Below are 15,427 nucleotides of genomic sequence, written 5' to 3' on the forward strand. Positions count from 1 at the left end.
CGCAACTTTAAATGTGGAATCAATCTAAATAAAGATACAGTTATGAACCCAAAAACAGTGATAAAAGGAAAAATCCACTACGTGGGAGTGAATGACCGCAATAAGCATTTGTTTGAAGGCATGTGGCCGTTGCCGTACGGGGTTTCCTACAACTCTTACCTGATAGATGATGAGACGGTCGCTTTGGTCGATACGGTAGACATCTGCTATTTCGAGGTGTATCTGCGCAAGATAAAGAGCATTATCGGCGAGCGCCCCATCCAGTATCTCATCATCAACCATATGGAGCCGGACCATTCGGGCTCTATCCGCCTGATAAAGCAGCATTATCCCGACATCATCATCGTGGGCAACAAGCAGACCTTCGGCATGATAGAGGGCTTTTATGGCGTGACGGGCGAACAGTACATGGTGAAGGACGAGGATTTTCTGGCTTTGGGGCATCATAAGCTCCGCTTCTATATGACCCCGATGGTGCACTGGCCCGAGACGATGATGACTTTTGACGAAACGGAAGGAGTTCTTTTCGCCGGTGACGGTTTCGGCTGTTTCGGTACGTTGGACGGAGGGTTCCTGGATACGCGCATCAATCTGGACAGATACTGGGACGAGATGGTGCGTTACTATTCCAACATCGTGGGCAAGTACGGCTCTCCGGTGCAGAAGGCGCTTGCCAAGCTGGGCGGTCTGCCCATTTCCACCATCTGCTCCACGCACGGGCCGGTGTGGACGGAAAACATAGCCAAGGTTATCGGCATCTACGACAAGTTGAGCCGCTACGCCGCTGACGAAGGTGTGGTCATTGCCTATGGTTCCATGTACGGCAACACGGAGCAGATGGCGGAAGCCATTGCGGCGGAACTTTCTGCACAAGGCATCAAGAACATCGTGATGCACAATGTGAGCAAGAGCAATCCTTCTTATATCATTGCCGACATATTCAAGTATCGCGGACTTATCATCGGCAGCCCCACCTACAGCAACCAGATTTATCCTGAGATAGAATCCTTGCTCTCCAAGATTCTGGTACGCGAAGTGAAGGGACGCTATCTGGGATACTTCGGCTCCTTCTGCTGGGCGGGTGCCGCCGTGAAGCGCATGGGCGAGTTTGCCGAAAAGAGCAAGTTCGAGATTGTGGGCGACCCGGTAGAGATGAAGCAGGCCATGAAGGACATTACTTACGAACAATGCGAAAACCTGGCACGTGCCATGGCAGAGCGTTTGAAGAAGGATAGGAAGTAGTTGAAAATTAAGAATTAAAGAATTAAGAATTGAAGTTGAAAATTACCCCTAATTTATTAACCTAATAAAACAATCACAATGAGACTAATCATTCAACCGGATTATCAATCCGTATCAAAGTGGGCGGCACATTATGTGGCTGCCAAGATCAAGGCCGCTCATCCGACACCTGAAAAACCGTTTGTATTGGGATGCCCCACCGGTTCTTCTCCGTTGGGCATGTACAAGGAACTTATCGACCTGAACAAGAAAGGCATCGTGTCTTTTCAGAACGTAGTGACTTTCAATATGGACGAGTATGTAGGTTTGCCCAAGGAACATCCCGAAAGCTACTATTCCTTTATGTGGAACAACTTCTTCAGCCATATAGACATCAAGCCGGAGAACACCAATATCCTGAACGGCAACGCTGCCGACCTGGATGCCGAGTGTGCACGCTATGAAGAAAAAATCAAGTCCTACGGCGGCATCGACCTCTTCATGGGCGGTATCGGTCCCGACGGACATATCGCTTTCAACGAGCCGGGTTCTTCCCTTTCGTCACGCACCCGCCAGAAGACATTGACTACCGATACCATCATTGCCAACTCCCGTTTCTTTGACAACGACGTGAACAAGGTGCCCAAGACTGCCCTGACCGTCGGTGTCGGTACTGTGCTTAGCGCCCGCGAGGTAATGATTATCGTAAACGGACACAACAAGGCACGTGCCCTCTATCATGCAGTCGAGGGTCCCGTGATGCAGATGTGGACTATCAGCGCCTTGCAGATGCACGAAAAGGGTATCATCGTTTGTGACGATGCGGCCACCGAAGAATTGAAGGTGGGTACTTACCGCTACTTCAAGGATATTGAGGCAGAGCACCTGGATGCGGAAAGCTTGCTGAAATAAGCAAACTAATAAAAGTTTTGCAATTCCACCCTCACCACCCTCACCGCTTGTCTGCATCTGCTTGTTCATCGGTGTTTCAGGGGTGAGTGAGAGCAATTTAAAAGGGTGAGGGCAAATTTTGCCCTCACCCTTTTTGTTCTCCTGATTTTGGTTGACTGTTTTCAGGACAGGGCGTTATGTGATGAAAACGGGCTCTGCTCCGCTGTAAGGCTTTGGGTGCCAATGTTAAAGATACCAAATACTCACTGCAAAACCAGTGCATCGTTTTTGCAGTGCCGCTGCAACATAGATGCAGTTCCACTGCAACTGTTTTGCAGTGCTACTGCAACGCCTTTGCAGTGTTACTGCAAAAGATGTGCAGTAGGTTTGCAGTGAGGGCTTGTGATGAAAAAGCCATGGGCGTGCTTTCTTTTTTGCGGAATATGTGCTATCTTTGTCATACTTGTAATTTAAACAGTAGCAGCTATGGAATTGAGTGGCAGACGCTATCCGATAGGGATACAGAATTTTGAGCAACTGCGTACGCGGAATTGTGTGTATGTGGATAAGACGGAGCTGGTGTACAAATTGGTGAATACAGACCAAATTTATTTCTTCAGCCGCCCCCGTCGGTTTGGCAAAAGCTTGCTCGTGTCTACGCTGGAGGCCTATTTCCAGGGGAAAAAGGAACTTTTCGAAGGGCTGGCTATGGAACGTCTGGAGCAGGAATGGGAGGTTTGCCCGGTGCTGCACGTTGATTTCAGCTTGACGAAATATACTGAGCTGCGTGACTTGACGGGGCAATTGAATTTGTTTTTATCTCGTTGGGAAGAAATTTACGGAAAAAAGGAAGAGGAAGAGGGGGCGGCAGAGCGTCTGCAAGGCATCATCCTGCGTGCCTACGCCAAGACCGGAAAGCCGGTTGTAGTGCTGATTGACGAGTACGATGCTCCTCTGCTTGACAGTAATTCCGATGCCCTTTTGCAACAACAGCTTCGCAACGAGATGCGCAAGTTCTTCAGTCCTCTCAAGGGGCTGGGGCAATATCTCCGTTTTCTTTTTATCACGGGTATCAGCAAGTTCAGCCAGCTGAGCATCTTCAGCGAACTGAACAATTTGCAAAATATCAGTATGCGCGATGACTTCAGTGCCCTCTGCGGCATCACCGAGGAGGAACTGCTGACGCAGTTGAAACCCGATATTGAGCGGATGGCCGAGGCTAATGATGAGACTTACGAGGAGGCATGCTTGCATTTGAAGCGGCAATATGACGGTTATCATTTCAGTAAGGCTTGTGCGGATATTTACAACCCGTTCAGCCTGTTCAATGCTTTCAATTCCAAAGAATACAAGAACTATTGGTTCTCCACGGGCACGCCTACTTTCCTGATAGATATTCTGCGCCATGCAGACTTCGATGTGCGTGCGCTGGAAGGTGTTGAGGCTACCGATGAGCAGTTTGATGCGCCTACGGAACAGATAACGAGTCCCATCCCGGTGCTCTACCAGAGCGGTTATCTGACCATTAAGGGCTATGACCGTAATTTCCAAATCTATCGTTTGGCCTATCCCAACGGTGAGGTCCGTAAAGGGTTCATTGAATCCCTGCTTCCCTCTTACGTGCACTTGCCTGCCCAGAACAACACCTTCTACGTCGTCTCTTTCCTTCGCGACTTGATGAAGGGTGATGTGGAGAGCTGCCTGGAGCGTACCCGTTCCTTCTTTGCCTCCATTCCCAATGATTTGGAGAACAAGACCGAAAAGCATTATCAGACCATTTTCTATTTGCTGTTCCGGTTGATGGGACAATATGTGGAGTCGGAAGTGAAGAGTTCCGTAGGCCGTGCGGATGTGGTGGTGCAGTTGCAGGATGTCGTTTATGTCTTCGAGTTCAAATACGACGGTACCCCGGAAGAGGCGTTGGCTCAGATTGACAGCAAGCAGTATGCCATCCCTTACCGGGCGGACGGCAGGCGTGTGGTCAAGATTGGTGTGAATTTTGACAGTGCTACGCGGACGATTGGCGGGTGGAAAATAGCTAAAGCGGATTAGAAGAAGAAACTTTATTAATAAATTAGGGAAACATGAAATTAATTAGGTTAAACAGCTTTTTATATTTGTTCTGCATATTGAGTGTTTTTGCATCATGTGTGCAAAAACCAGATAGTAGTGTAGAAGATTGGAATCGTACTTTTATAAATACAAAGAAGCTTATTTCAGAGGCTTGTTTGGATAGAGAATTAATTTTGGGACGTCCTTTTTTAATCCAATATGTAGATTCATCTTTGCTTATTTATGATGATATTGGAGATTCTCTTTTTCTTTTGGTTGATTTGAAAGAAAACGATAGGGTTTATCGTTTTGGGCAAAAAGGTGAAGGAAATAATGAATTCTTGCAAGTTTTTGCTTTCTGTAATATGAAGTCCGATTCTATTCTTGGTGTTTATGATGCATATAAACATGAATTGCGTGAGATAAACTTAGATAAGGTTAAGCGTGGAGAAATGAATTTTCCAGTTGTTTTTAAAGATACTTTATCGAGTATTAAGCTATCCCCGACAAAATATGACGCATATCTTGGATTAGGATTCTATGAAAGTAACATGTTGAGTCTTACGGATAATTCTATTGGAAGTAAGTTCTTTTTTGAATATCCTTATAAAGATAGTCGCGAGAAAGCTATTTCAAATCGTTTGCGAGGGATGGCTTATCAAGGGACTTTGTGCTCTAATCGGTCATTGGACAAATTCTTGTATGCTGTGTGTAGTGCTCCTATCTTTATGCTGTTTTCTGTAAATAAAGATGGAATTGAGAAAACTTATGAATTGATAGGTGGATATCCCAATTATGTTACAGAAGAAACAGGTGAATATCGATCGGCTCCAATGAGTGCAGATAATAAAATGTCTTTTACCATGGCATATGCAACGGATAATTACATCTATCTGCTGTATTCCGGAAAGAATTTTAGAGATGCTGGTATGGATGCATTTAAAGCTAATGTCATTTATCAGTTATCTTGGAATGGAAAACCGATAAATAAGTTTGAAACTGATTATCCACTGACAAATTTTTGTGTTTCTGATAATGATGATGTCTTGTATGCTTTGGCTGATAAAGGTGAAGTGGAACTGGTACAGTATACTTTGAAATAGATTAAGTTATGTTTATGGTTGGCTCGCTCTATCCAAATACTGTTTCTTATCAGTTCTTGGTTTTTCTTAAGCATTTTACCTGCTGCGCAATGGTATCACGCCGTCCTTTATTAAGCAAACGGTAAGAAGATGATTAAGATGGGTGTCTCTTGTTAAAAAAATATCTAACTTTGAGGCGGATTAATATTTGAACACACACAACGTGGACGAGAAAAGAGGGAGACGGCAAATGCTATTGATATACGTTGCTATAGGGATTATTGCAGCAGTAATTACTGGTTGGTTTGTATATCAAAACCGGATGGAGTACTGGGAAACGCAGGCACGCAGTGCTTTTCGTGTAGCTTTAGGGAAGGAGTTGCAGAAAAGGAATGAAGTTGACGTGTATTTCAGTTCGTCAGGGAATATTAGGTTACCGGATGATTCCATTGACATTAAGAAGGAGCCGATAAAGGTGGAAATGGAAAGTGAATATGGTAAAAAGGACTTTTTTGTTCCTTATGAAAAGTACTTTCATAATGTGGAGCAATCTTCTAATTTGAGAGGGATGCACTCTTATATACTGCATATGTTCCCTTTGCAAGCTGATTCGTTGAATAGGATATGGTATCGCTTACTGGAAGAAATGAATTATTCTGGGAAAACGGTAGTACGTATATCTGTGGCTGATTGGGATGAACGTGAAACTTATACTTTTTCGGACGATTCACTTTATATGTTAAAACCGGATAGTCTTATGTCTTGTTATTTGGGCTATAGGTGCGAAATTGGTGTGACGGGATATTTGTATTATTCTTGGTTGAACATTTTTACTGCTAAGGATAAGATTCTTTTGTGCGCTCTTGTTCTTTGTTGCTTTCTGCTGTTTTTTCTGCAAGAATACATTGCTAAAGTCTATCGCCGTTTTTTTGTCAAAGAGGTGACGGTAGAAAAAACAGTTCCGATATTTGTGGAGAAAGAAATACCGATGATTGCAGTAGATAGGAGTGAGGCGCATGTTTATCGGTTGGAAGATGATTTGTTTTTTGATGCTGATTCCGGTGTGCTGTATAGAGTAGACAATAGGGTGAAGTTGACGGCAACCCTTGCAAGACTGCTGCAAGCCTTCTTGGATGCGGAAGATTATAGGTTGTCAGTCAATGGAATTATGGAACTATTGTGGCCGGACGGTTCAGTAACACCGGGTAATGTACATACTGTAATAACAAGATTACGAAAAGCCCTGTCCGAAGTCTCTGATTGGGGGATAGAAAATAAAAAATTTTGTTATCAACTAAAAAGTCCCATTTCATTGAAAAAATCCTTGAATGAATGATGGAATCTCTCATCTGACAAAGCCTAAAATAAGTGCTTGTCAGACGAACGGTTATCGCGTCCTGCCATGGCTGAATATGCAAAGAATGTGTATATTGGAATTGTGGATGCTGGTGCGGAACATTGTTTTGAAACCCTATTGCATGGTCAGGCTTCTTCGTTTGGCAATTATCCCATTCCGCAGGTGAAACAATATTTAGGGGGGGGAGAGAGGATATAATGCATCTCGTGGAGTATTTGTCTATTCTTGTTATGATTTCCCTTATTTAGCATTGTATCAGCAGGATGAGGATAAATTTTCATTAGTGTGGGAATGGCGAACAGATGGTGACGAATACGAGATTCGGAACAATGAGGTGATTTTTGACCGCAGGGTAAAAGGTGTCCGGGGACTCTGTATGAGTAAGGATTTTATTATTACATTGCAACGAGACCGTAGAAAAGATGATACGGATGAATCTACAGTGGGAAGGGATGCAAGCAAATGCCCTCATACTGTTTTCTTGTATGATTATGATGGAAATTTAGTGAAGATTGTTGATTTGGGTATTCCCGTAATGCGTATAGCTTCTGAAGAACAGAGTAATACGTTGTATGCCATAGGGGTGAATCCGGATTTTGTCTTGGTGAAATATGAATTATAAGATAATTAATTGACGGCTCATGGCGTGTAGGATATACTGATTACCAGTATCGATAACCGAACGGATTTTTAATAGGAATATTTTTTCATCGTGAGTATAGGTGAATAAAAGTAACTTTTGTATTCATTTTTTCTTTTTTCTTTTTTCTTTTATATTATTGTTTAACTTTGGCGCTATTAAGCGGATGCCTCTTCGAGTGCATGGGTAGAAATGAATAAGCAACAGAAAGGAAGGAGTTGATGAAACGCTATAAGAAGATTCTTATGATATGGATATGTGCCATTGTAGTGGTGGCAGTGTCTGTGATAGTAGCATTATATGATAATGCCAACCAGGGACAAGACGTGGCTAAGGAGGTTGCTGTAGAAACTCTGCGGAAGGTTGCGGAACGGGTCGTGAATCGGGAATTTGATGGGCTGGGGATGTTCTATGCATTTGGGTCTGATAGTGGTAAGAAGCATACCAAAAGGAAAGCGATATCAGAAAATGGTGAATTTGAAGTGATAATAGACTCATTGAAAGAGGCACAAGGACTATTTCCGTTGGATGTCGTAGGGTTTAAAGCCGATATGTTGAATTATTATGGAAAATTTCCATTGGAAGAGATTTGTCTTGAGTGGAAAGCTGAGATGAATGATCGGTATGGCGGAGCCATGTGTGCTCTTTTTCTGAAGGTTAATCCGATGGGAAAGGGCATTGTGCAAGAATCATTTACTGGAGATGAAACTATAATTGCTTCACAGAATGATTTAGGTACTTACTATTTGAACGGTATGTACACAATGAGGTTGACAGCTTATATGCTGCCTGATTTTTGGCACTGTGTGGATTGGGCAGACCATGTACTGCAGATACTATCCTGCATTTTGTGCATTCTGTTATTGGGACTGGCGATTTATGTAGGGGGTCAACAGTATAGAAAGAGAAAAACGGCTGATACGTTGACAAAGAGCACTTATCGGTTCGGGAAGTATATATTTGATTCCGTCAACCATACACTGACTTATGAAGGTGAAAAAGTATCTTGTACGCCACAAGCCGCGAAGTTATTACTTGGTTTTGCCAAGTCGTCCGAACTTTTCCTGACGAACGATGAAATAGCGGAAATTTGCGGTTGGCCATTGAGTGATTTGAATTTAGGCAGCCGCCGCAGAAAAGCAATAAGCTTATTGGGTAAACTCTTTGAGGCGGACGATTCCATTCAGATTCTTCTTCTGCCGGAAAGGAAGGGGTATCAAATTGTTATCTCCAAGTAGATGAAATGTTAACCCATATTGGTGTGTCGGGTGTGAACTTTTTTTCACGCCCCAACTTTGGGCGTTTTCCGAATAAAGACTTGCAAAAGCCAAAATAATCCTTTTATCTTTGCTTGTGTAACAAAAAACAAAAACACTATGAAAAGCAAGGTGAAGTTATTAGGAACTTTGGCAATTAGTGCCATTTCAGTTTTAAGCTATGTTCAAATTAGTCATTCGGAAAAGCTGGATGATTTACTATTGGAAAATATAGAGGCATTGGCTGCTGGTGAGAGTGGAAGTGACGGCCAATGTTTGGGGAGTGGTTCAATAGTTTGTCCTTTAACAAATCAAGGAGTAGCTCATGTGCAAATTTATTATAGCCTGCCTCATTAGCCTATCCGCACTATCCTTTTCCTCTTGTACGCAGAAAAAAGTAGCAACTTCTGTCGCTTACATGGATTTTCCGCAAACAATCGAGCTGAAGGCGAGGGTGCAGCCATTGGACACCGCTTTGTTCCGTTATCCGTTCCGCGTTCGGGTGCAGGGTGATAAGGCTGTGGTAATGGATTTGCATGGCACGGACTACTTTTGCCATGTTTTCCACTATCCGGGTTTCCGCTATTTGGCTTCGTTCGGCAAGCGGGGCGAGGCTCCCGAAGAGATGCTTTCTGCTGAAAATATCCGATGGCATGGTCAATCTCTGTGGGGACTTGATGCTGGTAAGTCCGTATTGACCAAGTATGATTTTACTTCGTCGGGTTGCTCAATCGTTCCTCAGAAAGTGATAAATATGGATGCTGACATGCTTCGCGTTTTAGACTTTGTGATGGTTGACGACTTTACCTTCATTGTTCCGGACGAATCTGGCAGCAGCCGCTTTTGCTGGGTAAACTATCAAGGGAAATTATTGCGCAGAACCGGTCAAATACCGTCAGCCAACGTGGAGGCTTTACAGAATGCCCGTCCTGCATTGGCTCAGGCATGGCGTAGCTTCATCGACTATAATCCCCGAAATGGAGTGCTGGCAGCAGTTACCCAGTTGGGCGAAGTACTTGAAGTCTTTAATTTGAAAGATAGTACGCATGTGGTACGCATCGGTCCGCACGGTGAACCGGAGTTTAAGATTTCCCAGGGTTATGGTATTCCTACGGGTATCATGGGATTTAGCGATGTCCAAGTGACAGACAGTGCTATCTATGCGGTTTTTCATGGGCGCTCTTTTAAGGAAATTGCGCAAAATGTACAGCAAGGTGTCTATTTGCCGGATGGAGGACGGTATATCTATGTTTTTAGTCTGACCGGCGAACCTCTCTGCAGGTATGTGTTAGATCATTATGTTTATGGCATATCGGTAGATGAACAAAAAGGAATAATCTTGGCAACGGATGTGAATAAAGATGATCCGATAATAGAGTATAGTATGAAATAAAGTAAACTATAATATGGATGGAGAGGAACGGACGGTTCACGTTTGGTTGGTGCATCTCGTACCGTCCGTTCCATAACCCACCAAGAAAGGAGGTCGAGGCAAAGATAGTAATTTGAATTGAAAACAGAGTGTGTTTTCTGCCATTTCGATAGGTATGGCAAGAAAAGAGTTCTCCAAGATTTTTATATCTTGATTCTGGTACGCAAGCATTATGCTTGTGGTAAATGATAAAAAAAGAATAATCTTATACTAATAAAACTGAAGAGTAGTATGAAGAAAATGATTAAGATAGCTTTTGTTGCAGCATTTGCAGCGATTGCAGGATATGGAGTTTATGCAAATCAGAAATCTGAAGTATTATCTGATTTGACATTGGCTAATGTGGAAGCATTGGCAGGTAGTGGTGAAACAACTATAGAATGTTGTTTGGCACTTTGGGGCACTTGTAAGGGGGATATTAAAGCCCCATATGTGTGTGCTTCAAGATGATTTGAGGTATGATGAATTAGTGTTATCTAATTTGTATTGTTGATTTTCGTTGTAGTCATCTATGACATTCTTGAATATAGATTAGATATACTTATGAGATAGGTAAGGAATCATTGTCATGTAATTAGGACGTACTTAATAAATGCTTTGATTCCTTATTTTAAAAATCATTGCAGATGTATTTAATGCTTTGAATGCAGCGTTTTTATTAGTGATTATTTTGATGTTGATTGTTTTACGTTAAGTGAAAATATTATGAAAATAAAATTTCTTTTATTATTGATTGTAATGTGCTCTTGTGAAAATAAGCCTCAAACATTCTTGGACTTGTTTTCAAATAGCATAAGTAAAGAAATGGTGGTTCAAGACTACGTTCCAACTGATTCATTAAGCATGCCAGAAGCTATATTGTCGGATGGTGATTATCTTGTGTTTTTAGAACCGGCGTTACCTCAACTGCTGACTTTTTATGATTGCGAAAAGAAAATATTTTCTCATGGATTGAATAAAGGGCAGGGACGAGATGAAGCCATAAGTGTTCAGACTATAGGTGTTGGCAAGAGTGCAGGAGAAGTGTATGCTTCGGATTTAGCAACTCAGTCTGTTTTTCTATTATCGCTTAATAATAAAATAAAGAAAGTAAGGAAAGATTCTATCAGTATCGATACTCGATTCTGTGAAGTTGCCTATGATAATGAATTGGCTTTCTTCTTATTGGTGGGCGATGAAAAACGTTTTCTGATGAAAGCAAACGGACAATATAGAAAAATTGGTGAAAACATCGTGATTCCTAATATCTCTCCGGAGATTGTTTCCCAAACATTGCAGGGCCCTTGTACTATTTCGAGTGAGAAAAAACGGATTGCTTGGTTTTCCGTCTACGGTGATGTTATGGAGATATATGATTACAGCGACTTAAACAATGTTGCTCTTGTAAAATCACATATTTGCACTCTTCCTGTGTTTAATAGTAGCGATGGATCATTGGGCTTTCAGACAAAGCTGAGTGTCTCATCGGTTACCTCGGACGATAATTATATATATGCTCTTTATAATGAGAGAAATTTGGAACAAGCCGCACAAAATAGAGCACAGGCTTTCTTCTCAAAGAAAGTTCTGTTATTTGATTGGAATGGTACTCCCCGTTTTATTGTTGAGCTGGATAGGCCGATAAAAAGTATAACGTATGATAAAAAGAGAAACATGGTATTGTGTTTAGGATTAAATAATGATTTGGAATATGCCGTTTTCGGCTTTTCTGTAGATGTGTAATTTTGCTCTTTTTGAAGTGATAGAATATGAATTTGAGAAAATGTGGTTAATGAAATAATTTGGTGATGAAGGATGGGTATTTATTTATAATATTGTCGATTATTGTATTGTTCTTTTTTGCTTGTACGAGAAGAAAAAATGATGATATGACACATTTAGTAAAAGAGTGGGAAAAAAAAGAAATTATTTTCCCAAATAATCTATATTTTACATTATATGGAAAGGATACTGTTCAATATCCGGCTCATTTGCAATATACAATTCTTAGCTATGTGGATTCGGCTGGATGTTTCAGTTGTAAATTGCAACTGCCTATGTGGAGGGAGTTTATACATCGGTTGGATTCAACTTATCCAGGAAAGGTTTCTGTATTACTGTTTTTACATTCAAAAAGTGAAATAGAATTATTGTATGCTTTAAAAAAGAATGGCTTTGACTATCCAGTTTGTATAGATGAAAATGATAAACTTAATCGCTTAAATCATTTTCCATCTGATATGGCTTTCCAAACTTTTTTGCTGGATAAGGATAATAAAGTGTTAGCGATGGGGAATCCAATTCTTAATCCTAAAATAAAAGAATTGTATCTGAAAATTATTCGTGGGAATGATATTGTATCAACTGCTGGAAAAGGCATTACCCAGACTAAAGTCCATATAGATGTCTCATTTTTGCGTTTAGGTAACTTTGATTGGCAGGAGGAACAAAAAGCAACTTTTATATTGAAGAATATCGGAGATAACCCATTGGTTATACAAGATGTTGCTACTTCTTGTGGTTGTACTACCGTAGCTTATTCAAAGGAACCGGCATTACCGGGTAAGGAAATAGATTTGGAAGTGGTTTATAAAGCTGAACATCCGGAGCACTTCGACAAGACGATAACGGTATATTGCAATACAGAAAATTCTCCGTTGGTTTTGAAGATTAGTGGGGATGCAAAATAACTGATTGATGGGATGAAGGAGCGGCTGCAATTGAAAAAATGGTTGAATGGAATAACAAACGTATTATTCTGTCTGTGCCTGCTTGTTGTGATACTGATAGTATTGCAGGTGTTTGTGGTGACCTCCTTCAAGATACCGTCGGACTCGATGGAACCGTCGTTGCTGGCGGGTGATTGTATTCTGGTGGATAAATGTTCGGGTGGAGCACGCCTATTCAATGTGCTTGATGCCGTGGAGAAAAAGGAGGTGAGGATGCACCGTATGTCCGGATGGAGAAATTTTCAGCGGAATGATGTACTAGTGTTCAATTTTCCTTATCCGGGCAGGTGGGACAGCATTGCGCTGGACGTGATGTTGTATTACGTGAAGCGCTGTATCGCCATGCCGGGGGATACGCTGGAGATAAGGAATACACATTATCGTGTGTCCGGATTTGATGGTATCGCAGGAAATGTGCAGGCGCAGGAGGAATTGGATGAATTGATATCTTCGGGAATGACGGAGGAGCGAGGCCTTGTTCTTAAGAGCTTTCCCGATGGTGGCTGTAATGGGTGGACTATCAGCGAGTTTGGGCCTCTTTATATACCGGCCAAAGGCAGCGTGGTAGGAATGAATCCGGAAACACGGTTGCTGTATCGGAACGTGATAGAGTGGGAACAGAAAAAGAAACTGACATTGCATGGAGATTCGGTTCTGCTGGGGGACAGTGTGATACACAATTACCGCTTCTGTGAGAACTATTATTTTGTTTCGGGTGACAAGATGGTGAATTCAAAAGATTCCCGCTACTGGGGATTACTGCCGGAACCATTTATAGTGGGAAGGGCATGGCTGGTATGGAAGTCCGTCAGCCCGAATACTGGAAAAATGAGATGGAAACGTATCTTTAAAAGAATAGACTAAGATGAAAGTTCTGTTTAAATTGCTCTGGATATTATTGATTGCCGGGATATTGGAGGCTTGCAATGCTTCCGGCAGATTGGAGTACGCACTGGAGTGTGCTGCAACCAACAAAGGCGAACTGGAAAAGGTACTGGAACATTATAAAGATGAGCCTGAAAAATATAAAGCCGCTTGTTTCTTGATAGAAAATATGCCTTATCACTATGCCCTTGAAGGTGAAGAACTGGATTCTTTGAAAACAGTGCTGGCTTCGGCAGATGCTTATGGGGTGATGCTGAAGGATACTGCCGTACCGGATTGGGATTATTATACCCCTTCCGGATTGCAGAGAAAAACGGATGTACTGAATATAAGGGCTGAATTCTTGATAAATAACATTGATTTGGCTTTTGATGGTTGGAAAAAGCGTCCGTGGAATGCTTCCCTTTCTTTTGCAGATTTCTGTGAATGGCTGCTTCCCTATCGTATCGGAAATGAGACTCCGGACAACTGGCGGCAGATATACCATGACCGTTATTCCTTTTTGCTGGACGAGGTTTATACGGGTATCGATGTAGTGGAGGCGATTAGCGTAGTTTGGGAGTATTTGCAGAAGGAAGACCCTTACCGGTTTACATGGGTCTTTAACTATCCGCATTTGGGAGGAGAGTACCTGCTGCATAATCGTATCGGCAAGTGTCAGGATGCTTGTGATTTTATGATTTATGTGATGCGGGCCATCGGCGTCCCGGTAGCCTATGATTTCTATACTTTCAATGCGGAAACACGGAAAGGGCATGTGTGGAATGTGGTGAGGGATGTAAGGGGTGTCTGCCTTCCTTTTACTTTCCCTTCCCGGAAGCCGGAACGGGGGAGTTTCTATATTGACAGTCGGTGCCCGAGCGTGGTTTACCGCCGGTGTTTTGGCAGACAATGGGACATGGATGGTGATTTTATGCGGAACCGGTCCGTACCGGCTGCTTTTAAGGATGTGTTTGCAAGAAAAGTGTCGGATAATTATTTTGATTCGAATCTGGAACTGCCGGTAGAAGGGATGGACGGGAATTATGTTTATGTGGGGTTGTTCAGTGCTTATGGGTGGCGGGGAATAGATTTTACTAAGGTAGAAAGTGGAAAAGCGCTTTTCAGGAATTTGGCTTCGAGGCAGGTTTATATATTGTTGGCATTCGCAAACGGGCAGTATCGCCCTATTGGAAATCCTTTTTATTTTGATGGCAAGGATATACATCCTTATGTTGCAGATACCTCCAAGTGCTATTCTGCTGAATTGTATCGGAAATACCCTCTTTCGGAACGTATCAGGAACTATATGGGAGGGATAAAAGACGGGCATTTTGAGGCGGCTTGTGATAAGGATTTTAAAAATGCGGAGTTGTTGTGTACTGTGAAAGATACGCCCGGTATCAATTATAATCACGTTATTCTTGAGAAACCGGTAAGGGGTCGCTATGCCCGTTTTTGTTCTTCGGCAGAGGGATATGCGGAAGTTGCCGAAATGCATTTTTATAAAGGAGAGGAAGAAATTGTCCCTATAGACAGTTGGGGAGATGCTCCGGCTACAGTGGGTACTTTTGCCCATCAGGTCTATGATAATGAGCCGTTGTCGTATTTCATTTCATCAAAACCCGGTGCAAGTGTAACGGTGGATTTTGGAAAGGTTGTTACTATAGACAATTTTATGTATATGCCCCGTAACGATGATAACTTTGTCAGGATAGGGGATTGTTATGAACTCTTCTATTGGGGAGAGGGCTGTTGGAACTCATTGGGGAAGAAAATGGCAGAAAAACCTTTTCTGCCATATGACGGGATACCATCGGGAGCTTTGCTCTATTTGCATGACAGTACCCGTGGAGAAGAAGAACTGATATTTCATATGGAAGATGGTAAGCAGGTATTTGTATCGGATTGTAAGGATTGATTG

15 protein-coding genes are annotated in these 15,427 nt (G+C 42.3%); all 15 read left to right on the forward strand.

Annotated elements, in window-relative coordinates; translation table 11 throughout:
• Positions 1–42: 42 nt before the first annotated feature.
• The 15 genes from DW096_RS09000 (at position 43) to DW096_RS09070 (ending at position 15,424) form a co-directional block, all read left to right on the forward strand.
• Complete coding sequence (locus tag DW096_RS09000; protein ID WP_005835258.1) at positions 43–1,242, forward strand: FprA family A-type flavoprotein; 1,200 nt, start codon at positions 43–45, stop codon at positions 1,240–1,242.
• Between the two features lie 78 nt (positions 1,243–1,320).
• Entirely contained in the window at positions 1,321–2,133 is an 813-nt protein-coding gene (gene nagB, locus DW096_RS09005; RefSeq protein WP_005823882.1) for a glucosamine-6-phosphate deaminase, read from the forward strand.
• 465 nt (positions 2,134–2,598) lie between these two features.
• Positions 2,599–4,164: an ATP-binding protein gene (locus tag DW096_RS09010; RefSeq protein WP_008665600.1), complete on the forward strand. Its 1,566-nt coding sequence runs from the start codon at positions 2,599–2,601 to the stop codon at positions 4,162–4,164.
• A 32-nt stretch (positions 4,165–4,196) separates the two neighbouring features.
• A complete protein-coding gene (locus DW096_RS09015) occupies positions 4,197–5,267 on the forward strand; it encodes a BF3164 family lipoprotein (protein WP_022402346.1) in 1,071 nt (356 codons plus the stop codon).
• A 202-nt stretch (positions 5,268–5,469) separates the two neighbouring features.
• On the forward strand, positions 5,470–6,582 hold the full coding sequence (locus tag DW096_RS09020; RefSeq protein ID WP_227212813.1) for a helix-turn-helix domain-containing protein: 1,113 nt from the start codon (positions 5,470–5,472) through the stop codon (positions 6,580–6,582).
• A gap of 66 nt (positions 6,583–6,648) precedes the next feature.
• The gene (locus DW096_RS19280; RefSeq protein WP_155519660.1) at positions 6,649–6,801 is read left to right on the forward strand and encodes a hypothetical protein; all 153 of its coding nucleotides are present in this window, start codon (positions 6,649–6,651) and stop codon (positions 6,799–6,801) included.
• An 85-nt stretch (positions 6,802–6,886) separates the two neighbouring features.
• Entirely contained in the window at positions 6,887–7,225 is a 339-nt protein-coding gene (locus tag DW096_RS09030; protein ID WP_022402349.1) for a hypothetical protein, read from the forward strand.
• A gap of 239 nt (positions 7,226–7,464) precedes the next feature.
• The gene (locus DW096_RS09035) at positions 7,465–8,481 is read left to right on the forward strand and encodes a response regulator transcription factor (RefSeq protein ID WP_022402350.1); all 1,017 of its coding nucleotides are present in this window, start codon (positions 7,465–7,467) and stop codon (positions 8,479–8,481) included.
• Positions 8,482–8,619: 138 nt separating this feature from the next.
• Positions 8,620–8,856 (forward strand): NVEALA domain-containing protein, encoded by a 237-nt coding sequence (locus tag DW096_RS09040; RefSeq protein ID WP_022402351.1) that lies wholly within the window; start codon positions 8,620–8,622, stop codon positions 8,854–8,856.
• Positions 8,825–9,892 carry a BF3164 family lipoprotein gene (locus DW096_RS09045; protein WP_022402352.1) on the forward strand — a complete coding sequence of 356 codons (1,068 nt, stop codon included), beginning with the start codon at positions 8,825–8,827 and terminating at the stop codon, positions 9,890–9,892. Before DW096_RS09040 ends, DW096_RS09045 begins: the two co-directional genes overlap by 32 nt.
• A 270-nt stretch (positions 9,893–10,162) precedes the next feature.
• Positions 10,163–10,381 (forward strand): NVEALA domain-containing protein, encoded by a 219-nt coding sequence (locus DW096_RS09050; RefSeq protein ID WP_022402353.1) that lies wholly within the window; start codon positions 10,163–10,165, stop codon positions 10,379–10,381.
• A 255-nt stretch (positions 10,382–10,636) separates the two neighbouring features.
• Positions 10,637–11,653: a BF3164 family lipoprotein gene (locus tag DW096_RS09055; RefSeq protein WP_057088518.1), complete on the forward strand. Its 1,017-nt coding sequence runs from the start codon at positions 10,637–10,639 to the stop codon at positions 11,651–11,653.
• A 146-nt stretch (positions 11,654–11,799) separates the two neighbouring features.
• Positions 11,800–12,600 carry a DUF1573 domain-containing protein gene (locus tag DW096_RS09060; protein ID WP_317196812.1) on the forward strand — a complete coding sequence of 267 codons (801 nt, stop codon included), beginning with the start codon at positions 11,800–11,802 and terminating at the stop codon, positions 12,598–12,600.
• Between the two features lie 12 nt (positions 12,601–12,612).
• Complete coding sequence (gene lepB / locus DW096_RS09065; RefSeq protein ID WP_118931102.1) at positions 12,613–13,503, forward strand: signal peptidase I; 891 nt, start codon at positions 12,613–12,615, stop codon at positions 13,501–13,503.
• Between the two features lies 1 nt (position 13,504).
• Positions 13,505–15,424, forward strand: a complete 1,920-nt coding sequence (locus DW096_RS09070) for a hypothetical protein (protein ID WP_118931101.1) — start codon at positions 13,505–13,507, stop codon at positions 15,422–15,424.
• Positions 15,425–15,427 lie beyond the last annotated feature (3 nt).

Origin of the sequence: Bacteroides sp. AM07-18 (assembly GCF_003602695.1) — a bacterium.
GTDB classification, from domain to species: Bacteria; Bacteroidota; Bacteroidia; order Bacteroidales; family Bacteroidaceae; genus Bacteroides; species Bacteroides uniformis.